The organism is Pseudoponticoccus marisrubri, from assembly GCF_001482405.1.
GTDB classification, from domain to species: domain Bacteria; phylum Pseudomonadota; class Alphaproteobacteria; order Rhodobacterales; family Rhodobacteraceae; genus Pseudoponticoccus; species Pseudoponticoccus marisrubri.
Window position 1 is genome coordinate 330,954 of the sequence record NZ_LPXO01000002.1, and the last position, 24,893, is coordinate 355,846.

Annotated in this window: 23 protein-coding genes; 15 read left to right on the forward strand and 8 right to left on the reverse strand. The window is 69.3% G+C overall.

Going from position 1 to position 24,893, the window contains the following annotated elements; genetic code table 11:
- The first annotated feature begins 91 nt into the window (after nucleotides 1–91).
- From AVJ23_RS05340 to AVJ23_RS05350, 3 genes are all read left to right on the forward strand, one after another.
- Entirely contained in the window at nucleotides 92–760 is a 669-nt protein-coding gene (locus AVJ23_RS05340; protein WP_240484530.1) for a pyrimidine 5'-nucleotidase, read from the forward strand.
- Between the two features lie 108 nt (nucleotides 761–868).
- Complete coding sequence (locus AVJ23_RS05345; RefSeq protein WP_058861118.1) at nucleotides 869–1,075, forward strand: hypothetical protein; 207 nt, start codon at nucleotides 869–871, stop codon at nucleotides 1,073–1,075.
- A gap of 55 nt (nucleotides 1,076–1,130) precedes the next feature.
- The gene (locus AVJ23_RS05350) at nucleotides 1,131–2,318 is read left to right on the forward strand and encodes a UbiH/UbiF family hydroxylase (protein ID WP_205626828.1); all 1,188 of its coding nucleotides are present in this window, start codon (nucleotides 1,131–1,133) and stop codon (nucleotides 2,316–2,318) included.
- Between the two features lie 40 nt (nucleotides 2,319–2,358).
- Here the strand turns inward: AVJ23_RS05350 and AVJ23_RS05355 are convergent, their stop codons facing one another.
- Nucleotides 2,359–3,483 carry an aminotransferase class V-fold PLP-dependent enzyme gene (locus AVJ23_RS05355; protein WP_058861120.1) on the reverse strand — a complete coding sequence of 375 codons (1,125 nt, stop codon included), beginning with the start codon at nucleotides 3,481–3,483 and terminating at the stop codon, nucleotides 2,359–2,361.
- A gap of 176 nt (nucleotides 3,484–3,659) precedes the next feature.
- Between AVJ23_RS05355 and AVJ23_RS05360 the strand changes: the two genes are divergently transcribed.
- Complete coding sequence (locus tag AVJ23_RS05360; RefSeq protein ID WP_058861121.1) at nucleotides 3,660–4,769, forward strand: Hint domain-containing protein; 1,110 nt, start codon at nucleotides 3,660–3,662, stop codon at nucleotides 4,767–4,769.
- Between the two features lie 7 nt (nucleotides 4,770–4,776).
- Here AVJ23_RS05360 and AVJ23_RS05365 read toward each other — a convergent pair whose 3' ends face one another.
- Together AVJ23_RS05365 and AVJ23_RS05370 are read right to left on the reverse strand one after the other, a co-directional pair.
- Nucleotides 4,777–5,232, reverse strand: coding sequence for an Lrp/AsnC family transcriptional regulator (locus AVJ23_RS05365; protein WP_058861122.1), 456 nt, complete (start codon nucleotides 5,230–5,232; stop codon nucleotides 4,777–4,779).
- Nucleotides 5,229–5,684: an Lrp/AsnC family transcriptional regulator gene (locus AVJ23_RS05370; RefSeq protein ID WP_058861123.1), complete on the reverse strand. Its 456-nt coding sequence runs from the start codon at nucleotides 5,682–5,684 to the stop codon at nucleotides 5,229–5,231. Before AVJ23_RS05370 ends, AVJ23_RS05365 begins: the two co-directional genes overlap by 4 nt.
- Nucleotides 5,685–5,819: 135 nt before the next feature.
- On the opposite strand from AVJ23_RS05370, the gene ilvC reads away from it, so the two are divergent.
- Together ilvC and AVJ23_RS05380 are read left to right on the forward strand one after the other, a co-directional pair.
- Nucleotides 5,820–6,842, forward strand: coding sequence for a ketol-acid reductoisomerase (gene ilvC, locus AVJ23_RS05375; protein ID WP_058861124.1), 1,023 nt, complete (start codon nucleotides 5,820–5,822; stop codon nucleotides 6,840–6,842).
- A 175-nt stretch (nucleotides 6,843–7,017) separates the two neighbouring features.
- Nucleotides 7,018–7,581 (forward strand): hemerythrin domain-containing protein, encoded by a 564-nt coding sequence (locus AVJ23_RS05380; protein WP_058861125.1) that lies wholly within the window; start codon nucleotides 7,018–7,020, stop codon nucleotides 7,579–7,581.
- Nucleotides 7,582–7,636: 55 nt separating this feature from the next.
- On the opposite strand, the gene AVJ23_RS22760 is transcribed toward AVJ23_RS05380, so the two are convergent.
- Nucleotides 7,637–7,807: a hypothetical protein gene (locus AVJ23_RS22760; protein WP_157772618.1), complete on the reverse strand. Its 171-nt coding sequence runs from the start codon at nucleotides 7,805–7,807 to the stop codon at nucleotides 7,637–7,639.
- 103 nt (nucleotides 7,808–7,910) lie between these two features.
- A complete protein-coding gene (locus AVJ23_RS05385; RefSeq protein WP_058861270.1) occupies nucleotides 7,911–9,680 on the reverse strand; it encodes a serine protease in 1,770 nt (589 codons plus the stop codon).
- Nucleotides 9,681–10,002: 322 nt separating this feature from the next.
- Between AVJ23_RS05385 and AVJ23_RS05390 the strand changes: the two genes are divergently transcribed.
- The 9 genes from AVJ23_RS05390 to glmM all read left to right on the forward strand — a co-directional run bounded on the left by AVJ23_RS05390 (nucleotide 10,003) and on the right by glmM (nucleotide 21,838).
- On the forward strand, nucleotides 10,003–10,935 hold the full coding sequence (locus tag AVJ23_RS05390; RefSeq protein ID WP_058861126.1) for a glycine--tRNA ligase subunit alpha: 933 nt from the start codon (nucleotides 10,003–10,005) through the stop codon (nucleotides 10,933–10,935).
- A 112-nt stretch (nucleotides 10,936–11,047) separates the two neighbouring features.
- Nucleotides 11,048–11,575, forward strand: coding sequence for a DUF6446 family protein (locus tag AVJ23_RS05395; RefSeq protein WP_058861127.1), 528 nt, complete (start codon nucleotides 11,048–11,050; stop codon nucleotides 11,573–11,575).
- An 86-nt stretch (nucleotides 11,576–11,661) separates the two neighbouring features.
- Nucleotides 11,662–12,522 carry a DUF1206 domain-containing protein gene (locus tag AVJ23_RS05400; RefSeq protein ID WP_058861128.1) on the forward strand — a complete coding sequence of 287 codons (861 nt, stop codon included), beginning with the start codon at nucleotides 11,662–11,664 and terminating at the stop codon, nucleotides 12,520–12,522.
- A gap of 131 nt (nucleotides 12,523–12,653) precedes the next feature.
- Nucleotides 12,654–14,903 carry a glycine--tRNA ligase subunit beta gene (gene glyS, locus AVJ23_RS05405; protein WP_058861129.1) on the forward strand — a complete coding sequence of 750 codons (2,250 nt, stop codon included), beginning with the start codon at nucleotides 12,654–12,656 and terminating at the stop codon, nucleotides 14,901–14,903.
- 79 nt (nucleotides 14,904–14,982) lie between these two features.
- Nucleotides 14,983–17,562 carry a pyruvate, phosphate dikinase gene (gene ppdK / locus AVJ23_RS05410; protein ID WP_058861130.1) on the forward strand — a complete coding sequence of 860 codons (2,580 nt, stop codon included), beginning with the start codon at nucleotides 14,983–14,985 and terminating at the stop codon, nucleotides 17,560–17,562.
- Between the two features lie 209 nt (nucleotides 17,563–17,771).
- Nucleotides 17,772–18,383, forward strand: a complete 612-nt coding sequence (locus AVJ23_RS05415; protein WP_058861131.1) for a cell wall hydrolase — start codon at nucleotides 17,772–17,774, stop codon at nucleotides 18,381–18,383.
- 93 nt (nucleotides 18,384–18,476) lie between these two features.
- Nucleotides 18,477–19,427, forward strand: a complete 951-nt coding sequence (locus tag AVJ23_RS05420; RefSeq protein ID WP_058861132.1) for a dihydroneopterin aldolase — start codon at nucleotides 18,477–18,479, stop codon at nucleotides 19,425–19,427.
- Nucleotides 19,428–19,466: 39 nt separating this feature from the next.
- Nucleotides 19,467–20,483 (forward strand): dihydropteroate synthase, encoded by a 1,017-nt coding sequence (folP, locus tag AVJ23_RS05425; protein WP_058861133.1) that lies wholly within the window; start codon nucleotides 19,467–19,469, stop codon nucleotides 20,481–20,483.
- A complete protein-coding gene (glmM, locus tag AVJ23_RS05430) occupies nucleotides 20,480–21,838 on the forward strand; it encodes a phosphoglucosamine mutase (protein ID WP_058861134.1) in 1,359 nt (452 codons plus the stop codon). Before folP ends, glmM begins: the two co-directional genes overlap by 4 nt.
- A gap of 15 nt (nucleotides 21,839–21,853) precedes the next feature.
- On the opposite strand, the gene AVJ23_RS05435 is transcribed toward glmM, so the two are convergent.
- The 3 genes from AVJ23_RS05435 to proS all read right to left on the reverse strand — a co-directional run bounded on the left by AVJ23_RS05435 (nucleotide 21,854) and on the right by proS (nucleotide 24,789).
- Complete coding sequence (locus AVJ23_RS05435) at nucleotides 21,854–22,393, reverse strand: DUF2937 family protein (protein WP_058861135.1); 540 nt, start codon at nucleotides 22,391–22,393, stop codon at nucleotides 21,854–21,856.
- Between the two features lie 9 nt (nucleotides 22,394–22,402).
- The gene (locus AVJ23_RS05440; RefSeq protein WP_058861136.1) at nucleotides 22,403–23,371 is read right to left on the reverse strand and encodes a serine hydrolase domain-containing protein; all 969 of its coding nucleotides are present in this window, start codon (nucleotides 23,369–23,371) and stop codon (nucleotides 22,403–22,405) included.
- Between the two features lie 80 nt (nucleotides 23,372–23,451).
- A complete protein-coding gene (gene proS, locus AVJ23_RS05445; protein ID WP_058861137.1) occupies nucleotides 23,452–24,789 on the reverse strand; it encodes a proline--tRNA ligase in 1,338 nt (445 codons plus the stop codon).
- Between the last annotated feature and the right edge of the window lie 104 nt (nucleotides 24,790–24,893).

A 24,893-nucleotide genomic window follows, 5' to 3' on the forward strand; every position in this document is an offset into this window, starting at 1 on the left:
TGAGGTCTGGGAGCCACGATAGACATGCGGGGACCACAGCCGCAAGCGGCACGGCTGGACGTGCGACATCGCCGCGCCTAGGTAGGTCCTCATGACATCACCGCTGCGCCTGCCCGACCTCATGCCCGATTTCGCCCATGTCCGGGCCTGGGTCTTCGATCTCGACAACACGCTCTATCCGCCTGCCATGCGGCTCTTCGACCAGATCGAGGTCCGGATGACCGAGTTCGTGCGCCGCACCGTCGGCGGCACGGAGGCCGAGGCCGACCGGCTGCGCAAGGCCTACTGGGCGCAATACGGCACCACGCTGGCCGGGTTGATGCGCGAACATGACGTGGATGCCGATGCCTACCTGGAGGAGGTGCACGACATCTCCTTCGACGCGCTGGCGCCCGATCCCTACCTGGCCGAATGCATCAAGGCGCTGCCCGGGCGGCGCATCGTCTACACCAATGGCAGCGCGCCCTACGCCGCCCGCGTGCTCGAGGCGCGCGGGCTCTCGGCCGCCTTCGACGCGATCTATGGTGTGGAACATGCCGGCTATGCGCCAAAACCCGAGGCTGGCGCCTTCCGCCGGATCTTTGCGCGCGACGGGCTGGACCCGCGGGCGGCCGCGATGTTCGAGGACGACCCGCGCAACCTGGCCGCGCCCCACCAGATGGGCATGCGCACCGTGCACGTGGCCGAAACGCCGGTCGAGGCGCCGCATGTGCAGCATTTCACCGACGATCTGGGCGCCTTCCTGTCGCGCCTGCGCTGAGGCGCCGGGGCCGCGGCACGGCGCCCTTGGCGCGGATGCGACATTTCGCACGTTTCACCCAGCGGCCCAGTGCTTACGTCGGGGACATCACAATCAGGAGCGCCAAGAATGTCCACCGAGACCGACACACATGCCGACGAATCCCAGCCCCACTTCATGGAGACCACGCCGGGCATCCTGCTGGGCGTGCTGGCATTCCTCGCCATCGTCGCGGTGGCGACGCTGATCTGGGGCCTGCCGGGCCTTGCCATGGTCATGCTGGCCACCGTGCCGGTCGTCTTCGGGGTGCTGATGCTGATCACCGTCGGCAAGTAGGCCGCATGGTCAATCCGGCCCCCGCCCCCTAGGTTGCCCCGCAAGGAGAGAGATGATGGACACCGATATCCTTGTGGCCGGCGGCGGGATCGCCGGGATGACCGCCGCGGCCGGCTTTGCGCAGGCCGGCTTCCGCACGATCTGCGTGGATCCCGGGCCGCCCCCCGCCGCCGATGCCGCGGCCGAGGGCGCGGACCTGCGCACCACGGCCTTTCTGCAATCGGCCCGTGATTTCCTCGACGAGATCGGACTCTGGCCGCGGCTCGACGCCCATGCGACGCCGCTGCAAGTAATGCGCATCGTGGAATCCGGAGCCGAGGAACGCGTGGCGCGCGAGTTCGATGCCGAAGACATCTCCGACCGGCCCTTTGGCTGGAACTTGCCCAACTGGCTGATGAAGCGCGAACTGGCCGCGCGGCTGGACGGGCTGGCCGATGTCACCTTCCTGCAGGGTGTCGGCGTCGCACGTGTGCTGACCCGCGAGACCGAGGCCCGGGTGGGTCTCAGCGACGGTCGCTCCGTGCGCTGCCGCCTGGTGGTGGCCGCCGACGGGCGCGACTCGCCCGTGCGGCAGGCCGCCGGGATCGAGGTCAGCACCACGCGGTTCGGGCAGAAGGCGCTGGCCTTCGCGGTCACCCACCCGATCCCGCACGAGAATGTCTCGACCGAGATCCACCGCTCGGGCGGGCCCTTCACACTGGTGCCGCTGCCCGATCGCGACGGGCGTCCCTGCTCTGCGATCGTCTGGATGGAGCATGGCCCGGAGGCCGAGCGGCTGGCCGCGCTGCCGGTCGAGGCCTTCGAGGCCGAGATGACCGAGCGGTCGGGCGCGCTGTTCGGGCCGCTCAAGCTGGTCTCGCGCCGCAGCGTCTGGCCGATCATTGCCCAGCAAGCGCGCCGCCTGTCGGGCACGCGCGTGGCGCTGGTGGCCGAGGCCGCGCATGTGGTGCCGCCGATCGGTGCACAGGGCCTGAACATGAGCCTGCGCGACATCGCCACCCTGCGGGATCTGGCCATCGCCCGTCCCGAGGGGCTGGGCGACCGCGCCATGCTGGACGCCTATCACCGGGCGCGCATCACCGACATCCGGGTGCGCGTGGCGGGCATCACCGCGCTCAACCGCATCTCTCAGGTCTCGGCCGCGCCGCTGCGCGAGATCCGGGCCCGCGGGCTCGATTCGCTCTACAGCCTAAAGCCCGTGCGCACCGGGCTGATGAAGCTGGGCCTCGGCGCCGGCGGGTAAGGCGTCGCGCCGCCCGTCCCCCGGGGCGGCGCGTGTTTTCTCAGAGTGCGGCGTCCAGCGCGCGGCCCAGCCGCGCCAGCGTGCCGTCCACGTCATAGAGCTTGTCCAGCCCGAACAGCCCCAGACGGAAGGTCGAGAACCCCTCGGGCTCGTCACATTGCAGCGGCACGCCAGCGGCGATCTGCGTGCCCCCGGCGGCAAAGGCGCGGCCCGACTGGATCTCGGGATCGTCGGTATAGCTGACCACCACGCCGGGCGCGCCGAACCCCTCGGCCGCGACCGAGCGCACGCCCTTCTCGGCCAGCATCGCGCGCACGCCATTGCCCAGCTGCCACTGGGCCTCCTTCAGCCGGTCGAACCCGTAATCGCGCGTCTCGGCCATGGTGTCGCGGAAGGCGCGCAGCCCGTCCGTGGGCATGGTCGCGTGATAGGCATGCCCGCCCCCTTCATAGGCCGCCATGATCTGGCGCCATTTCTTCAGATCCACGGCAAAACTGTCCGAGCTGGTCTGCTCCAGCCGCTGCTCGGCACGTTCCGACAGCATGACCAGCCCGGCGCAGGGCGTCGAGGACCAGCCCTTCTGCGGGGCCGAGATCAGCACGTCGACCCCGGTGGCTTCCATATCGACCCAGGCACAGCCCGAGGCGATGCAGTCCAGCACCATCAGGGCGCCCACCTCATGCGCCGCGGCGGCCAGCCGCGTGACATAATCATCGGGCAGGATCACCCCGGCCGATGTCTCCACATGCGGGGCAAAGACCACGTCGGGTCGGGTCTCGGCGATCTTCGCCTCGACCTCCTCGATCGGGGCCGGGGCGAAGGGCGCCTGCGCCGCATTGCCCTGCCGGCGCGCCTTCATCACCGTCGCGCTCTCGGCAAAGCCGCCCGCCTCGATGATCTGGCTCCAGCGATACGAGAACCAGCCGTTGCGCACCACCAGCACATCGGCGCCGCGCGCGAACTGGCGTGCCACCGCCTCCATGGCGAAGGTGCCGCCGCCGGGCACCACCGCCACGGCATGGGCCTTGTAGACCTCGCGCAGCATGCCCGAGATGTCGCGCATCACCTCCTGGAACGCGGCGGACATGTGGTTGAGCGAGCGGTCGGTGAAGACCACCGAGAATTCGTCGAGCCCGTTCGGGTCGACCGTGTCGAGCAGCGCCATGTGAAACCCTCCAATCTGATGCGCCGTCGATAGCGCGCGCCGCCCGGCTTGGCAAAACCCCATTTTGCCGCCGCGCATTGCGTAAATCCGAAGTCTTGCGATTCCGTTGACGGCCGAAAGCGTGTATACAGGGGAAAACGGCTTACGCGGGCGCCAGATCCGCGGGCGAGGCAGGCATGGCAGACACTAGTTTCCTGATCAACGGGTTCAGCGTGCTCGGTGGCGCGAAGATCCGCGTGCGGCCCAAGGGCGGCAACGAGAACGAGGGCGGCCTTCAGGTGCGTGGCGGCGACCTGCAATGGGATGCCGACGACATCGTGCGGTTCGAGGTCAGCGGCGCCACGCCCGATGGCGGCGTCACGCAGGGCGCGACCATCACCGGGATCACCGTCTACGACACCAGTGTCGATTACCTGAACGACGTCCCGAAATTCACCTATTCGGGCGCCGGCTCGATCCGCAGCGGCAATGCCGGGGTGGGCGACAATTACCTGCGCCTGAACCTCGGCAACATGTCCTCCTCCGATCCCGGGGCGCCGTCGCTGAACCAGCTTTTCCTTGCCGCCGGCAGCGACCTGACCGACGTGGCCGGGGGCGAGACGGTCTTCTTCGACCAGTTCAAGGACAATGACTACAACCAGAACGACACGATCGACGGGATCGACAACGAGCCCGCCGACGGCGTCTTTCACGGCGGCACGCTGGGCAATGACATCTACCTCGTGCTGTGCTTCGCGCGCGGCACGCTGATCGAATGCCCCGACGGGCCGCGCTATATCGAGACGTTGCGCGCGGGCGACGCGGTGACCACGCTGGATCACGGGCCACAGCCCATCCGCTGGATCGGCGGCACGCGGCTGGAGGCCACGGGGCCCAACGCCCCGGTCGAGATCGGGGCGGGCGAGCTGGGCAACCTGCGCGCCCTGAGGGTCTCGCAGAACCATCGCCTGCTGGTGCGCGGCGCCCGGGCCGAGCTGCTCTTCGGCGAGCCCGAGGTGCTGGTCGCCGCCAAGCACCTGGTCGATGGCAAGGGCATCCGGCTGGTCGAGGGCGGCACGGTGGATTACTACCACTTCCTCTTCGACCGGCACGAGATCGTCTTCGCCGAATGCTGCCCGGCGGAATCGCTCTTCCTCGGCGCGCAGACGCTGGACAGCGTCGAACAGGGCGCGCGCGACGAGATCATCGCCCTCTTCCCCGAGCTGCAGGGCCACGGCGATACCCTCCAAACCGCGCGGCCCGCGCTGCGCGCCTTCGAGGCGCAGGCCCTGCGGCAGAGCGCCTGAGCGGCGCTCAGATCGGGCCCGGGCGGCGCTCCTCGCTCAAGAGCACATTGGCATCGAGGTTGCCCACCCCCGGCAGCGTCATCAGGCGCCGGCGCAGCACGCGCTCGAAATCGCTGATGTCGCGGGCCACCACGCGCAGCCGGTAATCATAGGCGCCCAGCACGTGCTCCACCGTCTGCACCTCGGGGATGGCGGCCACCGCGCGCTCGAAATCCTCGAGGCTGACGCGCCCCTTGGTGGCCAGCTTGACGCCCAGGAAGACCGTCACCCCGAACCCCAGCGCCTGCGCGTCGAGATCCAGCCGCGCCCCGCGGAACAGCCCGGCGTCGCGCAGCCGCCGGATCCGCCGCCAGCAGGCCGGCTGCGACAGCCCCGTTTCGCGCCCCAGCGCCCCGGCCGAGGCATGGATATCCTCGGCCAGCGCGCGGATCAGCGCGCGATCGGTCTCGTCCAGCGCGATCACAGCGGCAGGGTCTCCTGTCCCTTGACCTCGGCCACATGCATCAGCGCCTCGATATCGGCGATATGCGGCAGGGTCAGCAGCGCGCCGCGGTAAAGCTCCTGGTAATGCGCCATGTCGCGCGCGATCACCTTCAGCCGCACATCCACCTGGCCCAGGAAGGTCTGGATCTCCAGCACCTCCGGCACCTCGCGCGCCGCGGCCAGGAACTCGTCGAAGGCGCGCGGCTGCGTCTTGTCCAGCGTCACCCGCAGCGACACTGCCACCTCGTAGCCCAGGCTCGGCCAGTGGATCACGCCGCGCACCCCGCGCAGGATGCCCGCCGCGCGCAGCCGCGCCAGCCGCCGCGCCAGCGTCGAGCCCGTCACCCCGGCACGCCCGGCCAGGTCGGACGCCGCCATCTCGGGATCGGTCTGGTACTGGCGCAGGATGCGCCGATCCGTGTCATCAAGCATGATTTTCCCGCATTATCGCAAACGAGCGAATGATTGTCTTTCATCTTTCCTCAAATACTCAAAAAACGCAAACACTCGGCGCGCCGCCGGGCCTAGTGTGCGGCCACAGAACACATAAGACGGAAGGAGCCGGACATGCGTGTCTATTATGATCGCGACTGCGACGTGAACCTGATCAAGGACAAGAAGGTCGCCATCCTGGGCTATGGCAGCCAGGGCCATGCCCATGCGCTGAACCTGCGCGATTCGGGCGCCAAGAACATCGCCGTGGCACTGCGCGAGGGCTCGGCCAGCCGCGCCAAGGCCGAGGGCGAAGGCCTGCAGGTCATGGGGCTGGAAGAAGCCGCCGCATGGTGCGACGTGCTGATGTTCACCATGCCCGACGAGCTGCAGGCCGACACCTGGAACCGCCATATCAAGGACCATATCCGCGAGGGCGCGGCGATCGCCTTTGCCCATGGCCTGAACATCCATTTCGGCCTGATCGAGGCGCCCAAGGGTGTCGACGTCATCATGATGGCGCCCAAGGGCCCGGGCCACACGGTGCGCGGCGAATATGTCAAGGGCGGCGGCGTGCCCTGCCTCGTGGCGGTGCACAATGACGCCACCGGCAAGGCGCTGGAAATCGGCCTGTCCTACTGCTCGGCCATCGGCGGCGGCCGCTCGGGCATCATCGAGACCGATTTCAAGGAAGAATGCGAAACCGACCTGTTCGGCGAGCAGGCCGTGCTCTGCGGCGGCCTGGTCGAGCTGATCCGCATGGGCTTCGAGACGCTGGTCGAGGCCGGCTACGAGCCCGAGATGGCCTATTTCGAGTGCCTGCACGAGGTGAAGCTGATCGTGGACCTGATCTACGAGGGCGGCATCGCCAACATGAATTACTCGATCTCGAACACGGCCGAGTTCGGGGAATATGTCTCGGGCCCGCGCATCCTGCCCTATGACGAGACCAAGAAGCGCATGAAGGAAGTGCTCGACGACATCCAGCAGGGCCGTTTCGTGCGCGACTGGATGGCAGAATGCGCCGTGGGCCAGCCCTCGTTCAAGGCGATCCGCCGTAACAACGACGCCCACCAGATCGAGGAAGTGGGCGCCAAGCTGCGGGCCATGATGCCCTGGATCTCGGCCGGCAAGATGGTCGACAAGGAAAAGAACTGAGGACCAAATTCCTTGAGAAGGAATTTGCAAATCTTTTCCTGAAAAGATTTGGCGGCGCGGGATGGAGGTCTCGCGCCGTCATGCGTCACGGGCGCCCGGCCGCGGTGCGGGCGCGGACCAAGCCTGTGCGCTTCTCGCGGATTGTTATGATGTAACAATTTGCCATCTGCAGGCCATGACCACGAACATCATCCAACGGCAGGGCCTGCCGACCGAGATGCAGGCCCTGCTGCGGGCGCACCCACGCGATGGCTGGGCGCGGCACCCGCATTTCGCCCGCGCAATCCAACACTGGATGGGCGCCCATGACATGTTTCGCCGGCTGGCCTTCCAGATGCGCGAGGATGGCGAAGCGTTCCTGGACGGCCGGATGGTCGACCCGACCTATGCCGACCGCCTGGGGCATCTCGGCCACCGGCTGGTGACCAGCCTGCACGGCCATCACAGATGGGAGGACCGACGCTTCTTCCCCGAGCTCGAAGCGGCCGATCCGCGCTTTGCCCGCGGGCTCGAGATGCTGGAGCAGGACCACGCCGTTCTCGATGCCACGCTGGAGCGCGTGACCCGGCACGGCAATCGCGCCGTGCAACTGGCCGTGCTCGACCCGGCCGCCATGGGAGCGGAAGTGCGCCCGCTGCGCGACGCGGTGGAGGCGCTGCAAGGCTTTCTCGACCGGCACCTGAGGGATGAGGAAGACCTCGCCGTGCCGATCCTGCTGCATCACGGGCTGCGCGCCTAGCCACGGGCCCGGACACAAAAGCGCCCCGTCCGGCGGGACGGGGCGCGATGCGGGCTCAGGTATCGACCGGTGTGCCCTTGCTGTCCTTGTCGGCGGCCAGGGTCGATTTCGGGACCGAGCCGTCCTGCTTGCGCTGTTCGATGCGGCGCTTGCCGATGATGGCAAAGACCAGCACGGCCCCGATAGTGACGAAGGCCAGAATGGCGACGATGGTTTCGGCAGTCATTGCGGAACTCCTCTTGTGAGCGTTGGGGGCACAACTTGCCCCCGCGGCAGGGGTTCCGCCGGGGCGGACCGGATCGGGTCACGATCCGGTCACGCCCGCTTGATCACCAGCAGCTGACCAGCACGGTCGTGTCGGCCGCCAGCGCGGTCAGGTCCTCGGGCGCCATGGGCCCGGCCCCGCCGCGCGCCACGGCCTGGATGCCGTTGCGGCGCAGGAAGGAGAGGATCATCTCGGCCTTGGCGGCAAAGCTGACCTGGTCGGGCAGCCGCCGGCCGCCCTCCTGCTCGCGCGGCAGCAGCATGCCGACCACGGTGCCGCCCGCGTCGAAGACCGGACCGCCCACATCGCCCGGCAGGGCCGCCACGGCCAGCCGCTTCATCCGGTCCTCGCCCGCCAGACCGGTCAGGTCCTCCAGCGTGCCGAAGGTCAGCGTCGGCGCGCTCAGCACGCCGCCGAACGGGTAGCCGGCCACGGCGATCTCGCTCTGCAGGCGCGGATCGTCCGAGCGGAACTGCGCCACGCGGCGCGGCGCCAGCCGCTCCTCGGGGCGCAGCACGGCCACGCCCAGCTCGGCATCGCGGGCCACGACCTGGGCATTGTGCACCCCGTCCAGCGTCACCCGCTCGCAGGCGGCGACCGACTCGGCGCTGGTCAGCACGATGCCCGATCCGTTGATGAAGAAGCCCGAGGCGTTGAGCTTGGGCGTGCGCACCTTCAGCCCCGAGACGAGGTCGACCGCCTGGCCGTCATCGCTCACGGCAGCGGGATCCAGCGTGCCCTCGATCCGCTCGAAGCTGGCCTGCATCAGGCCCAGCACGCGGCTGCGGCGCTCCTCGTCGCCCGCCGGCCAGATCAGGGTGAAGCCCTTGATCTGCCCGCCACGCAGCGTCACCTCGGTATGGCTGACGATCTCGTCATTGGCGCCGGTCAGCAGGAAGCCGTTGCTGTCGCGCTCGCGCTCGCCCTCCAGCGGCACGATCTCGAGCGTCTGCATGATCTCGTAGAGCCCGTTCATGGTCTGCCGCGAACCGGCTTGGCTGATCAGCAGCACGCGCACGCCCAGGTCACCCGTCGGGCGGAACAGCGCGAAGGGCGCCTCGTAGCGGTCGAAGGCCACCACGTCCAGCGGCAGCTCCATGCGGATGCCGGCATTGGGATCGGTATAGACCGCCATGCCCAGCCCTTCGAGCACGGCATAATACTGGCCCAGCAGCTGCGCGCGCTGGCGGGTGGTCAGCACGCCGGTGGGCTCGTGGCCGTATTCGCGCTGCCATTGGGTCATGGCACGGCGCGTGCCGCGGCCGAAGGCGGCGTCGATGCCGGCATTGTAGAAGCCCGCCCATTTCAGCGCGATCTGCAGCTCTTCACGCTCGGCACGGTTCAGCTGACGTTCCGAGGCGCGCGCCTCGCGCAGCGTCTCTTCAGGCTCGGGCTCGGGGTCGGGCTGGGCCACGCGGGCGGGGTTCTCAACCACCGGCTCCTGCAGGGGCTGCGGCTCGGGATCGGCCTGCGTGGTCTGGCGCGGCTCCAGCGTGCCCGCGTCGCGCGCAGCCTGCGCGCCCACCGGCCAGAACTGCTGCCCGTAGGAGGTCTCGCGCTCGAGATAGCTGTCCACCGGGATCAGCCCCTGGCGGCGCAGCTCTTCCATCCGGATCTCGGCATCGGCGCGGGTATAGGGCCCCAGCGCCACACCGTACCAGCCGCCGCCCAGCGCAAAGCCGTTCACGTCATTGACGCTCTCGGCAAAGCGGCGGACGCTGGCCTGCGCGCCGTTCAGGCTGGTCCGGGCCTCGACCTGGATATAGACGATCTCGTCGGGCGACTGGGCGGCGACCGGCGCCACCCAGAGCGCCACCGCCAGAAGAAGCGCCATACATTTGTCAAACATACCTGTTCTCGGCCTCTGGACTGCGATTTACCGTGTTTTCATCGGATCAGTCTTAGCAGACGCAGCCGGTCTTGCACGCGCAAATTGGCGTGACACCGCCCCGGCGCGCGGCACACGTTGCATCCCTGCCCGCCCCGCGTCGCGACCCCGGCGACAGTGTCGCGTGCCGCGGCGTGATTGTCTGCCAGCGGCAGTCCGGCGATGATGGGCCGGCCCGCGCCCGCCCGTGATGCGCCCCTTGCGCTTCGGTGCCGAAATCCCGATACAAGCCGCGACCGGCCGCAGGCATGACAGAAGGACCCCGCCCATGCTGGACAGCACCACCGCCAAGCCGCGCAGCTTCCAGGAGATCATCCTGAGGCTGCAGACCTACTGGGCGGCCAAGGGATGCGCCATCCTGCAGCCCTATGACATGGAGGTCGGCGCGGGCACCTTCCACCCGGCCACCACGCTGCGGGCCCTGGGCAGCAATGCCTGGGCGGCGGCCTATGTCCAGCCGTCGCGCCGCCCCACCGACGGGCGCTACGGCGAGAACCCCAACCGGCTGCAGCACTACTACCAGTACCAGGTGATCATCAAACCCTCGCCGCCGGACCTGCAGGATCTCTATCTGGGCTCGCTCCAGGCAATCGGGATCGACATGGATCTGCATGACATCCGCTTTGTCGAGGATGACTGGGAAAGCCCGACGCTGGGCGCCTGGGGCCTGGGCTGGGAGGTCTGGTGCGACGGCATGGAGGTCAGCCAGTTCACCTATTTCCAGCAGGTCGGCGGGCATGACTGCGCGCCGGTCTCGGGCGAGCTGACCTACGGTCTCGAGCGGCTGGCCATGTATGTTCTGGGCATCGACCACGTGATGGACATGCCCTTCAACGCGCCCGACGCGCCGATCCCGCTCAGCTATGGCGACGTGTTCCGCCAGACCGAGGAGGAATATTCGCGCTGGAATTTCGACGTGGCCGATACCGAGGTGCTCTTGCGGCATTTCGAGGAGGCCGAGGCCGAATGCGCCGCAATCCTCGCCCGCCCCGAAGAGGATCCCAAGACCGGCCGGCGCATCGTCATGGCGCATCCCGCCTATGACCAGTGCATCAAGGCCAGCCACATCTTCAACCTGCTCGACGCGCGGGGCGTGATCTCGGTCACCGAGCGGCAGGCCTATATCGGGCGCGTGCGCGCGCTGGCCAAGATGTGCGCCGATGCCTTCGTGACCACGCGCGCCGGGGGCCACGCGGCGTGAAGCCGGCGCCCTGCCCCTGCGTCACGGGGCCGCGACGCCCCTTGCCCAGGGGACGGGCGCAGCGCATCTGGTGCGACGCAACGCTGACAAGGGATCGGGCAAAGGATCGGGCATGACGGGAAAACTGATGGCGGGGGCGATCGTGCTGTGCGGGCTGCTGGCCGGGATCGGCGTCTATTACTTCCAGGTCTACCATTTCTACGAAGAGGTGGAGGCGCAGGGCACGAATGACGTGGAGCTGACCGTGATGGCCAGCGGCACGCCCGAGCCGATCCTCTATGACAGTTTCGAAGCGATCGACGCGGACAGCTCGCCCATCCGCTACCGGGCCTGTTTCACCACGACCATGTCCTTCCCGATGCTGACCGAGACCTACGAGCCCTACGAGGGCGCCGAGCCGCGCACCGCGCCGGGCTGGTTCGACTGTTTCGATGCCGAGGCGATCGGCGCCGAGATCGACGCCGGCACCGCGCTGGTTTTCACCGGCGAGCGCAACATCGAGTTCGGCATCGACCGCGTGGTGGCGATCACCGATGACGGGCGCGGCTATGTCTGGCACGAGATCAACGAATGCGGCGACAAGGCCTATGACGGCACGCCGCTGGGCGAGGATTGCCCGGAACGGCCGCAGCCCGACTGACGCCTGACGGCCCCGGCCCGCTCACGCGTTCGGGAACCACATCGCGGCCCGCGCGCTTCCCCCTGCAACAGCAGGAGGAACACCACATGTCCGACACAGCCCCCGCCTGGGTCACCCCCGTCATGCGCACCGGCTATGCCGCCCGCGCCGCCGTCTACACCATCGTGGGCGGGCTCGCCCTTGTCGCCGCCTGGCGTGGCGGCTCTGCCGAAGGCACGCAGGACGCGCTGGCCCAGCTGCGCGGCGCGCCCTGGGGCCAGGTGGCGCTCTGGATCATCGCGCTGGGTCTTGTCGCCTACATGGTCTGGCGCCTGATCGACGCGATGTACGACCTCGACAATTACGGCGAGGACATGAAGGGCTGGGCCGCCCGGATCGGCCTTGTCGTCACCGGCATCATCCACGGCGCGATCGGCGTCTCGGTGGCCAGCCTCGCGCTTGGCGGCGGCTCGGGCGGCCAGGGCGGCACGCAGAGCGCCACGGCCGAGCTCATGTCCCTGCCCTACGGGCCCTACCTTGTCGGCGCGGTCGGCGTCGCCACGATCGGCGCGGGGATCTACTACATGCGCAAGGGCATCGCCGAGAAATACAAGAAATTCATCCGCGTGACCGCCACCACCCAGCGGCTGGACCCGCTGATGAAACTGGGCTGCGTGGCCGAGGGCGTGGTGGTCGCCATCATCGGCGGCTCGATCCTTTATGCCGCGATCACCACCGACCCGGCGCAGGCCGGCGGCATCGGCCAGGCGCTCGACCAGGTCCGCTCGGCCGCCTATGGCCGCGTGCTGCTGGGCATCGTCGCGCTGGGTCTGATCGGCTTCGCGGTCGAGAACGCGGTCGAGGCGATCTACCGCATCGTGCCGCGCCGTGCCGGCTCGGACGTGATGACGCTGGCCCGCCGCGCCAAGCTGAAGGCCGAGGGCAAGCTGCGCGCCGCCACCGCCTGACACCCCAAGCGGCCCCGCCGGTCACGGCCGGGGCCGCTTATGCGCTTGCCGCGCCCTGCCTTGGCCGGTAAGCAGCCCCCCGAATGTCATCCCCCGCGCCCCGGGCGCGGGCGCGCCACTCTGGGGGACCGATGCCCGACCTCTTGATCGAACTCTTTTCCGAAGAAATCCCCGCGCGGATGCAGGCCAAGGCCGCCGAGGACCTGAAGAAAAAGGTCACCGACGGGCTGGTCGAGGCTGGCCTGACCTATGCCGGCGCCGCCGGCTTTGCCACGCCGCGCCGGCTGGCCCTGGCGGTCGAGGGCCTCACCGCCCAGTCGCCAACTCTGCGCGAAGAGCGCCGCGGCCCCAAGGTGGGCGCGCCCGACAAGGCGGTCGAGGGCTTTCTGCGCGGCGCCGGCGTCACCCGCGACCAGCTGGAAGAGCGCGACGACAAGAAGGGCCGCTTCTACTATGCCAGCGTCGTCACGCCCGGCCGCCCGGCGGCCGAGATCGTGACCGAGGTGCTCGAGGCGACAGTGCGCGGCTTTCCCTGGCCAAAATCCATGCGCTGGGGGTCGGGCAGCCTGCGCTGGGTGCGCCCGCTGCACCGCATCCTCTGCGTGCTGAGCGACGAGAGTGGCGACCACGTGGTGGATCTGGAGATCGACGGCATCCGTGCCGGGCAGACCACCGAGGGGCATCGCTTCATGGGCGACGGCGCCTTCGACGTGACCTCGTTCCACGACTACGAGACCCGGCTGAAACGCGCCAAGGTGATCCTGTCGGCCGAGGAACGCGCCGACACGATCTGGCACGACGCCACCAACATGGCTTTTGCCCAAGGGCTGGAAGTGGTCGAGGACAAGGGGTTGCTGCGCGAAGTCGCCGGGCTGGTGGAATGGCCCGTCGTGCTGATGGGCGAGATCGGGGCCGATTTCCTCGATCTGCCGCCCGAGGTGCTGCAGACCTCGATGAAGGAGCACCAGAAATTCTTCTCGGTCCGCAACCCCGCCACGGGCCGGATCGAGAAATTCGTGACCGTCGCCAATATCGAGACCGCCGATCACGGCGCCACGATCCTCGCCGGCAACCAGAAGGTGCTGGCTGCGCGGCTGTCCGACGCCAAGTTCTTCTGGGAAAACGACCTGCGCGTGGCGCAGGACGACGGCCTGACCGCCTGGACGGCGCGGCTGGACAACGTGACCTTCCACAACAAGCTGGGCAGCCAGAAGGACCGGATCGAGCGCATCGCACGGCTGGCACGCGAGATCGCCCCAAAGGTCGGCGCCGAGCCCGACCAGGCCTATCTGGCCGCGCTGGTGGCCAAGGCGGATCTGAGCTCCGAGATGGTCTACGAGTTCCCCGAGCTGCAGGGTCTGATGGGCCGCTACTATGCCGAGGCCGCCGGCCTGCCCGCCGACGTGGCCGCCGCCTGCCAGGAGCATTACGCCCCGCTCGGCCCCTCGGACGCGGTGCCCACCGCGCCGGTCTCGGTCGCCGTGGCGATGGCCGACAAGATCGACACGCTGACCGGCTTCTGGGCCATCGACGAGAAGCCCACCGGCTCCAAGGACCCGTTCGCGCTGCGCCGCGCCGCGCTTGGCGTGATCCGGCTGGTGCTGGTCAACGGGCTGCGGATGCATCTCGACCGCTTCATCGACGCGCAGCTGGTGCGGCACGAGAAACATGCCCATCGCGATGCCGATGATGCCGAGCTGCAGGTGCTGGACGCGCTGCTGGACGAGATCGCCGAACATGGCGTCTTTGGCGGGGCGCTGCGCAGCGTGCGCGACCGGCTGTCGGGTCAGGACACGGCTGAGGCCGCTCAGGGCACGTTGCTGCGCAGCGTGGGCGACCAGGTGCCCGACCTGTCCACCGACCTGCTGGCCTTCTTCCATGACCGGCTCAAGGTGCATCTGCGCGAGGAAGGCATCCGTCACGACGTGATCGACGCCTGCCTGGAGATGGAGGGCGGCGACGACATCGCGCTGCTGGTCAGCCGCTCGCAGGCGCTGCAGGCCTTCATGTCCACCGATGACGGCGAGAACCTCGTGCAGGGTTTCAAGCGCGCCAACAACATCCTGGCCCAGGCCGAGGAGAAGGACGGCGTCGAGTACAGCTTCGGCCCCGACCCGAAATTCGCCGAGCAGGAGGCCGAAAAGGCGCTCTTTGCCGCGCTGGACGCCGCCGAGGCCCGCATCGCCCCTGCCATGAAGGCCGAGGATTACGCCGCCGCCATGGCCGCTATGGCCGGGCTGCGCGCGCCGATCGACGCCTTCTTCGAGGCGGTGCAGGTCAATGCCGAGAACCAGGTGGTGCGCCGCAACCGGCTGAACCTGCTGGCCCGGATCCGGCAGACCTGCCTGCAGGTGGCCGATCTGACCCAACTCGAGGGCTGAGCCCCGCCCGCGCCGCACGCCCTCTCTTGCCAGCGGGGGCGAGCGGCGTATTCTGCATCCCGACCCGTAAGGTGCCGCAGTGCAGAAACCCGATCCTCAGAACCCGGACGTGACGCTGATCACGCCGACCTCGCCGGTGACCACCCCCACCCATGGCGGCCGTGCCAAGTGCCTGCAGCGGCTGGTGCGGCTGGAGTTGCCGGTGCCGCGCACCGTGGCGCTGTCCTTCGACGCGGTGCACCGCATCGCCGCCGGCGAAATGCCCGACATCGCCGCGCTGCTGGACGGGTTCGGCGAGACCGCGATCCTCTGCGTCCGGCCCTCCTCGGGCGATCCCGACTGGGGCGGGCCCAGCGCGATCCTGAATATCGGCATGAACGATGCGCGCCGCGACGCGCTGGCCGCGCGGATCGGCGCCGAGGCGGCGACCGCGCTCTACCTGCGCTTCGTGCAGGCCTACGCGGTGCACGTGGCGCGGCTCGACCCCGACAGTTTCGACGAGATCGACGATGCCGGCCCCGCCGGTCTGGCCGAGGCGTTGCGCGCCTACGAGGACGAGGCCGAGGAACCCTTTCCGCAGGATCCGGTGGTGCAGCTCTCCGAGGTGCTGCGCTCGATGGCGCGCGCCTGGGAGGGCACGACCGCGCGGCTCCTGCGGCAGGCGCGCGGCGCGCCGGCCGATGCCGGGCTGGGCCTTGTCGTGCAGGAAATGGCGCTGGGGGTGGGCCCGGGCGAATGCGGCTCGGGCGTGCTGCAGCTGGTCAATTCCGAGACCGGCCAGCGCCAGATCACCGGCCGCTATCTCAGCCAGAGCCAGGGCCGCGAGGCACTGCAGCCCGGCACCGGCGCGCTCTACCTGACGCGCGACCCGCGCGGGCCGTCGCTGGAAGAGGCCGAGCCCGAGGCCTTTGCCCAGATCAGGACCTATGCCGAGCTGATGCGCCGCAAGCTGCGCGCCGAGATGCAGATCGAGTTCACACTGGAAGACGGGCGGGTCTACATCCTCGACGGGATGCGGGTGGCGCGCTCGTCCCGCGCGGCGCTGCGCATCGCGGTGCGGCTGGCCGAAGAGGGCATCATCACCCGGCAAGAGGCCGTGATGCGGATCGAGCCGCGCGCCATCACCGAGCTGCTGCACCGGCAGATCGCGCCCGGGGCGGCGCGCGACGTGATCGGCCGGGGCATCGCCGCCTCGCCCGGGGCGGCCACCGGGCGCATCGTCTTCACCGCTGCCGAGGCGCAGGCCAGCGCCGCGCGGGGCGAACCCTGCATCCTTGTCCGGCGCGAGACCTCGCCCGAGGACATCCGCGGCATGCATGCGGCCGTGGGCGTGCTGACCGAGCGTGGCGGGATGACCAGCCACGCCGCGGTGATCGGGCGTGGCCTGGGCCTGCCCTGCGTGGTGGGCGCCGCGCGGATGCGCTTCCACCACAAGCGCCAGCAGATCACCACGCCCGACCGCCGCACCTTCCGCGCCGGCGACACGATCACCATCGACGGCACCAGCGGCGAGGTGCTGCTCGGCGCGCCCGAGACGATCGAGGCGGCGCTGGACGAGTCCTTCCAGACCATGATGGCCTGGGCCGACGAGATCCGCGACATCGGCATCCGCGCCAATGCCGACACCCCCGCCGACGCCGCCACCGCGCGCAATTTCGCGGCGCAGGGGATCGGGCTGTGCCGGACCGAGCACATGTTCTTCGAAGCCGACCGCATCACGCCCATGCGCGAGATGATCTTTGCCGATACGGCCGAGGACCGGCAGGCCGCGCTGGCGCTGCTGCTGCCCATGCAGCGCGCCGATTTCACCGAGCTGTTCCGCATCATGGAGGGGCTGCCGGTCTGCATCCGCCTGTTCGATCCGCCGCTGCACGAATTCCTGCCCACCGACCGCGCCGGGCTGCGCGACCTGGCCGAGGCGCTGGACCTGCCGGTCTCGGACGTGACCCGCCGGGTCGAGGCGATGGGCGAGTACAACCCCATGCTGGGGCTGCGCGGGGTGCGGCTGGGCATTACCCTGCCCGAGATCTACGACATGCAGGCCCGCGCCATCTTCGAGGCGACGCTGGATGCCTCGCGCGAAGGCGCGCCCGTGGTGCCCGAGATCATGCTGCCGCTGGTCTCGGCCCGGCGCGAGGTCGAGATGGTGCGCAACCGCATCGACGCGGTGGCCGCCGCCGTGCGCAACGAGCGCAAGCAGGGCTTCACCTACCGGCTGGGCGTCATGGTCGAGACGCCGCGTGCCTGCCTGCGCGCCGACGAGATCGCCCCCTACACCCAGTTCCTCAGCTTCGGCACCAACGACCTGACCCAGATGACCTACGGTCTTTCGCGCGACGATGCGGGGCGTTTCATGTCCGATTACGTGCAGCAGGGCGTCTTCTCCGAGGATCCGTTCCACGTGCTGGACACTGACGGCGTGGGCGAGCTGGTGGCGCTGGGGGTGGAGCGCGGACGCCACAGCCATCCCGGCGTGACCCTGTCGATCTGCGGGGAACATGGCGGCAATCCCGAATCGATTGCCTTCTGTCGCGCGGTCGGCATGGATTACGTCAGCTGCTCGCCCTTCCGGGTGCCGGTTGCACGGCTGGCGGCCGCACAACTGGCGCTAGAGCGCCCCCGCCCCGTGCGCGACAATCCGCCGGTGGCCGAGTCCTAAGGATTCCAAGGGCTTTCGCGGCGTCACCCCGTGATCGGGGGCGCGGCCGACGCGAAAGCGGCGCGGCGCAGACGGGGGCGGCTGCGTCAAGCGGGCGCAGTCGGGTTTACCGGAATTGCAATTTTTCGTAACACGCTGCTCGTCCAACGCGGGCCAAGCGCCGCGGGACGCTGCTTTCCGGCGATGCCGAAACGAGACGAGGGATAGCGATGATCCGTGCCATCAGCCTTGCACTGGCCTTAGTATGTCTGGGCCACGGTGCCAATGCCGAAACGAACGTGACCGCCAAAAGCCTGCTCGGATTCGAGAAACGCGTGCTCAGCCGCGCCGGCACCGGCCATCTCAAGCGCCTCGTGACACCCCAGCCAGTCGCGGCCACGGCCGAGGAAGTGGCCAGCTTCTCGCGCAACACGGGCGCCGCCCAGGTCGGCGGGGCCGAGTGGCGCTGCCTTGCCGAGGCGCTTTACTTCGAGGCGCGCGGCGAGTCGCTCAAGGGCCAGATGGCGGTTGCCGAGGTCATCATGAATCGCGTCGACAGCCCGCGCTACCCGAACTCGGTCTGCGGCGTGATCAACCAGGGCACCGGCCGGAAATACGCCTGCCAGTTCACCTATACCTGCGATGGCCACCCCGAGCATATCGCCGAGCCCGGCGCGTGGGAGCGTGTCGGCCAGGTCGCGCGCAAGATGCTCTCGGGCGCGCCGCGCACCCTGACCAAGGGCGCCACCCATTACCACACCACCGCGGTGAACCCGAAATGGGCCCGCGTCTTCCCGCGCACCGCCGCGATCGGCGTGCATCGCTTCTACCGCGAGAACTGAGGCCGGGCCCGGCGTCGCAGCTGCGGCAATCGCCATGGCCATCGCCGCCCGCACTGTGTAGAGGCGGGACACGACGCCGACGGGAGCCCTGCCATGGCCGACGAAATCCGACTTGCCTTTGCCCACCCGGCCGAGCGCGCACTGGCCACGGCCGGCGAGGATCCACGCGACCGCATCAGCCTGCGCGACCATATCGTCGAGGTCGAGATCGGCGCCTTCCAGGCCGAGCGCGGCACCAAGCAGCGCATCCGCTTCAACGTGGTGGTCGAGGTCGTGCCCTTCACCGGGCCGCGCGACGACGACGTGGACCGCATCCTGTCCTATGACCGCGTGACCGAGGCCATCGCGCATGAGCTGGGCGCCGAGCGGCTCAACCTTCTGGAAACACTGGCCGAGCGTGTCGCCGAACGCATCCTGCTGGAGCCGCAGGCGCTGCGCGCCTTCGTCCGGATCGAGAAGCTGGACCGCGGGCCCGGCGCGCTGGGGGTCGAGATCGTGCGCACGCGGCGCGATTTCGGCGACCACCTGAACGCGCTGGCCGGCGAGGTCGCGCAGGAGCGCCCGCATCCGCGTGTCGTCTACCTGTCGAACGCCGCCATCGCCGATCCCGCCCTGACCGGCTGGATCGACGCGCTGGTGGGTGCCGGCGCGCCGGTCATCCTCTGCGTCGGCGCGCCCGACCTGCCCGCGCCGCAGACCGGGCACCGCATGACCCAGCGCCGCATCGACCTGCTGGCCATCGAGCAGAACGGCTGGATGCTGGCCGCGCGCGACCTGCGCTGCAAGGTCGTGGCCACCCGGACCGAGCTGGACTGGGCGATGAAGAACGGCCAGATCTGCGTCTGGGCGCCCTCCAAGATCGTGCTGGACGCCACGCAGGGCCCCAGCGCGCAGCCGCGCGATTCCGTTGCGCTGGCCGCGTGGTTCGCCGGCGAGATGGAGGCCTGCGAGTTGCTGGTCATCGGCGAGAACTTGCCGGACACCCCGCAAGGCACCGCCGAGGTGTCGCAGCGGCGCGTCACCCCGGGCGACGCGCTGTTCTAGCCCGCTTGTCACGGCGCCGCGGCGCGGTATGACGGGCCCATGCGAGAATATTTCCGTCCCCTGGTCCGTCATGGCCTGCCCCGCCCCCCCGAGGCGCTGCCGGTGGCCGGCGGTCCCGGCTGGTTCACCGAGGCGCTGCGCCACCGCCGCGACGCCGCCCCCGAACCGGTGCCCGCCGCCGCGATCCCGCAGGAGGCGCTGGACCGCCTCACCGCCCCGCGCCCCGCGCTGGCCGGGCTGGTCTTCGACCGGCCGCGGCTGATGGGCATCCTGAACGTCACGCCCGACAGTTTCTCGGATGGCGGCCAGCATGTCACCGCCGCCCGCGCGCTGGCCCATGCGCGCCAGATGGTGCAGGAGGGGGCCGACCTCGTGGATGTGGGCGGCGAGAGCACCCGCCCCGGCGCCGAGACCGTGCCCGCCGAGGCCGAGATCGCCCGGGTGGAGCCGGTGATCCGCGCGCTGGCCCACGAGCTGCCGGTGCCGATCTCGATCGACACGCGCAAGAGCTGTGTCGCAGACCGTGCCGTGGCGGCGGGCGCCGGTCTGATCAACGATGTCTCGGGCTTCACGTATGACCGGATGCTGGCCCCCTTCTGCGCCCGCTCCGAGCTGCCGATCTGCATCATGCATGCCCAGGGCGACCCCGAGACCATGCAGGAGGATCCGCGCTATGACGATCCCTTGCTGGATGTCTACGACTTCCTCGAGGGGCAGGTCGTCATGCTCGAGGGGCTGGGCATCCCGCGCGCGCGGATGATCGTGGATCCGGGCATCGGCTTCGGCAAGCGGGTGCCGCACAATCTTGCGCTGCTGAACGGGCTGTCGATCTTCCACGGGCTGGGCTGTGCGATCCTTCTGGGCGCCTCGCGCAAGGGCTTCATCCGGTCGCTGACCGGGGCCGAGCCCGCCTCGGCGCGCATGCCCGGCTCGGTCGCGGCGGCGCTGGCCGGCGTGGCGCAGGGGGTGCAGATCCTGCGGGTGCATGACGTGGGCGAGACGGCGCAGGCCCTGACCGTCTGGCGCGCGATACAACAAGGAGAGCAGGTCCAATGAACCGCAAGCTGTTTGGCACGGACGGGGTGCGCGGCACCGCCAACACCTTCCCGATGAGCGCCGAGATGGCGCTGATGCTGGGCGCGGCCGTAGGCCGCTATTTCCGCAACGAACATCACGGCGTGCACCGCGTGGTGATCGGCAAGGACACGCGCCTGTCGGGCTACATGTTCGAGAACGCGCTGACCGCCGGCCTGACCTCGACGGGCATGAACGTGCTTCTGCTGGGCCCGGTGCCGACACCGGCCGTCGGGCTGCTGACGCCCTCCATGCGCGCCGATCTGGGCATCATGATCTCGGCGAGCCACAACCCCGCCCATGACAACGGTATCAAGTTTTTCGGCCCCGACGGGTTCAAGCTGTCCGATGCGGTCGAGGCCGAGATCGAGAAGCTGGTCGAGGACGGTGTCCGCCCGGCCCTGCCCGAGAATATCGGCCGCGCGCGGCGTGTCGATGACGGCCGCTTCCGCTACCAGGAACGGGTCAAGTCCACCCTGCCGCAGGGTCTGCGGCTGGACGGGATCCGCGTCGTGGTGGATTGCGCCAACGGCGCCGCCTATCGCACCGCGCCGGAAGTGCTGTGGGAGCTGGGCGCCGACGTGATCGAGGTGGGCACCGAGCCGAACGGGCTGAACATCAATGCCGATTGCGGCTCCACCCGGCCTGAACGCGCCGCGGCCACCGTCGTCGAACAGGGCGCGCATGTGGGGCTGTGTCTTGACGGCGATGCCGACCGGATCGTGCTGATCGACGAGACCGGGCGCGTGGCCGATGGCGACCAGATCATGGCGCTGATGGCGGCCCGCTGGGCGGCCGAGGAGCGGCTGCGCGGCGGTGCGCTGGTGGCCACGGTGATGTCCAATCTCGGGCTGGAGCGGTTCATGCAGTCGCACGGGCTGCGGCTGGAACGGACAAAGGTGGGCGACCGCTACGTGGTCGAGGCGATGCGCCGCGGCGGCTGGAACCTTGGCGGCGAGCAGTCGGGCCATATCGTGATGACCGATTACGCCACCACCGGTGACGGCCTGATGGCCGGGCTGCAATTCCTGTGCGAGATGGTGCGCACCGGCCAGCCCGCCTCGGAGCTGACGCGCAGCTTCGAGCCGGTGCCGCAGATGCTCAAGAACGTGCGCTACGCGCGCGGCGAGGCGCCGCTGGAGGCGGCCTCGGTCAAATCCGCCATCGCCGCGGCCGAGGCCGAGCTGACCGGGCGCGGCCGGCTGCTGATCCGCAAATCGGGCACCGAGCCGCTGATCCGGGTGATGGCGGAATGCGAGGATGAGGGCCTGCTGAGCAGCGTCGTCGACGGGATCGTGGCCGAGGTCAACGCCGTCTCGCGCAGCGTCTCGGCCTGAGCCCGGCGCCGGTGCTCAGCCCGGAACGCGGCGGTTCTTGACGCCGCGCTTGCGGGTGACGGTCTGCTTGGCCATTTGCAACCCGCCACGCAGGAAGGCAAAGACCCCCGCCAGCACCGCCCAGCCGGCGAAAAAGCCGGTGCCGGCAAAGACCGCCCCTTCGAAGGTCAGGGGCAGCGCGGGCTTGTAGGCCTCCAGCGCGCGTTCGGCAATGTCGCGGTCGCCCATATGAGTGGCCAGCCGCGCGCGCATGAAGGGCCCCGCCCCCTCCAGCGCCGCCAGCGCCGCCTGCAGCCGCTCATGTCGGCGGATGTCGGACCACATGTTGGCCGATTGCTGCCGCGCCAGCGGGCCCTCCTCGGCCAGCGCGTCCAGCATCGCGGGCATCTCCATGCCCAGTTCTTCCGCCTGGCGCTCATAGCGCGTGACCTGGCGCGACAGTTCATCCACCGCGCCGCCCAGCCGCTGCATGTATTGCTGCGAGAATTCGGGAAATTGTGACAACCCCGCCGCGCCGGTCACCGCGCCTGCCAGGGTCAGGGCCCGCAAGATCATCGCGCCTCCCTATTGCGACAGCAGCGCGCCGGCCAGCGTCCGGTCCAGCGCGTTCATGGCATCGCCCGGGATGCAGGCCCGGTAGACGGCAAAGACATTGTAGCGCCAGCCCCAGCTGACCGTGAAGCTGCCGCCCTCGTCCACGCCATCCGAAAAGCACAGCGAGCCGAAATGCCAGTGATTGGCCGAGCCATCCGCGTTGCGCCGCCCCAGCATGCCCAGCCCGTAGACCGCGCCGCCGCCCAGCTGCGCCTGCGGCCCGGAGGCCGGATCGAAGCCGACGAAATAGGCGTCGTGGAAGCGGGCGTAGTCGCGCGCCGACATCTGCCAGCCGCCCCAAGGCCCGTAGGCGCCGGTGCGCGGCGACAGGCGCGCGGTGGTCAGCCCGGCCTGTCCCAGCACCCGGTCGGCGCAGGCCACGTCATAAGGCAAGCCCGTGGCCTGTTCGATCACCACACCCAGCAAAGCGTAATTCTCGTTGTTGTAGAAATAGCTGCCGCGCGTGCCGGTCTGCTGCGCACGGTTGAGCGCGCGGCTGCTGACCTCGTACCAGCGCGGGGTCGGATCACCGCGCCAGGCCGCCATGGCGCCCTGCGTCTCGTCCGGTTTCAGGCCGCTGGTATGGGTCAGCAGCTCGGCCACCGTCAGCGGCATCGCACCGGGGATGTAGCGGTCGATCGTGGTGTCATAGGTCAGCCAGCCCTCGTCCACCAGCGCCTTGACGCACATGCCGGTGATCGCCTTCGAGGTGCTTTGCAGGTCGACCGGCGCGTCGACCGAGAGGCCGCGCTCGATGGCGGCGACCTCGCGGCCGCCCGACATCACGACGACGGCGGCCGGGGGCGTGTTCAGCCCGGCCAGCCATTGGTCAAGCGCCGCGCCCACGCGGGCGGGCGCGTCCTGGGCAAGCGCGGGAATGGCCTGCCCCGTCAGGGCCAGGATCAGCGAACAGGCGGCGAGGGCGTGGCGGATCGGCATGGCGGGGCTCCGGGCAGGGGTGACCCCTCTACCCTGCCCCGCCGGACCCGCCGCGGCAAGCCTGCAGCGCGGGCGCGCGATCAGGCGACGCCGTAGATCGCGGCGACCCGGGCCACCGCGGCCTCGGGCGACATCTCCTCGCTCTCGCCGGTGCGGCGCGAGGTCAGCTCGACCACCCCGTTCTTGAGCCCGCGCGGCCCCACGGTGATCCGCCACGGCAGGCCGATCAGGTCCATCGTGGCGAACTTGGCGCCGGCGCGGTCGTCGGTATCGTCATAGAGCGGGTCGAGCCCGTGCTTCCGCAGCGCGGCATAAAGCTGCTCGCAGGCCGCGTCGGCCTGCGCATCGCCGGTCTTGAGGTTGACGATGCCGCAATGGAAGGGCGTGACGCCCTCGGGCCAGATGATGCCGCGCTCGTCATGGCTGGCCTCGATGATCGCGCCCAGCAGGCGCGACACGCCGATGCCATGGCTGCCCATGTGCACCGGGACCGAGGCGCCATCGGCATCCTGCACCACCGCACCCATGGGCTCGGAATACTTGGTGCCGAAATAGAAGATCTGGCCCACCTCGATGCCGCGCGCGGTGCGGCGGCGCGCCTCGGGGACCTCGTTGAACAGCGCCTCGTCATGGGTCTCGTCGGTGCGGGCATAGCGCGAGGTGAATTCCTCGAGCACGGCGCGGCACTGCGCGTGGCTGTCATAGTCGATCTCGCGGTCACCGAATTTCAGGTCGGTGATCTCGCTGTCATAGAAGACCTCGGACTCGCCCGTCTCGGCCAGCACGAGGAATTCATGCGTGTCGTCGCCGCCGATCGGCCCGCTGTCGGCGCGCATCGGGATCGCCTGCAGGCCCATGCGCTCGTAGGTGCGCAGGTAGCTGACCAGGTGACGGTTATAGGCGTGCAGCGCATCCTCTTTCGTCAGGTCGAAATTGTAGCCGTCCTTCATCAGGAACTCGCGCCCGCGCATGACGCCGAAGCGCGGCCGCACCTCGTCGCGGAACTTCCACTGGATGTGATACAGCGTCAGCGGCAGATCCTTGTAGGAACTCACATGGCTGCGGAAGATGTCGGTGATCATCTCCTCGTTCGTGGGACCGTAGAGCATGTCGCGGTCATGCCGGTCGCGGATGCGCAGCATCTCGGGGCCATAGGCGTCGTAGCGCCCCGATTCCTGCCACAGGTCGGCCGGCTGCAGCGTCGGCATCAGCAGCGGGATATGCCCGGCGCGGGCCTGCTCCTCGTGCACGATGGTCTCGATCTTGCGCAGCACCCTGTAGCCCAGCGGCAGCCAGGAATAGATCCCGGCCGAGGCCTGCTTGATCATGCCGGCGCGCAGCATGAGGCGGTGACTGACGATCTGCGCCTCCGAGGGGGTTTCCTTGAGGACGGGCAGGAAGTAGCGGCTGAGGCGCATGTAAGCTCTCTCCAGGTCGGATCCGGGCCTCGTTTTGCGTCAAGCGCCGAATGGTGACAACCCCCCTGCGGGTCCGCGCGCGCCACGGCGCCCCCGCCCGGGCG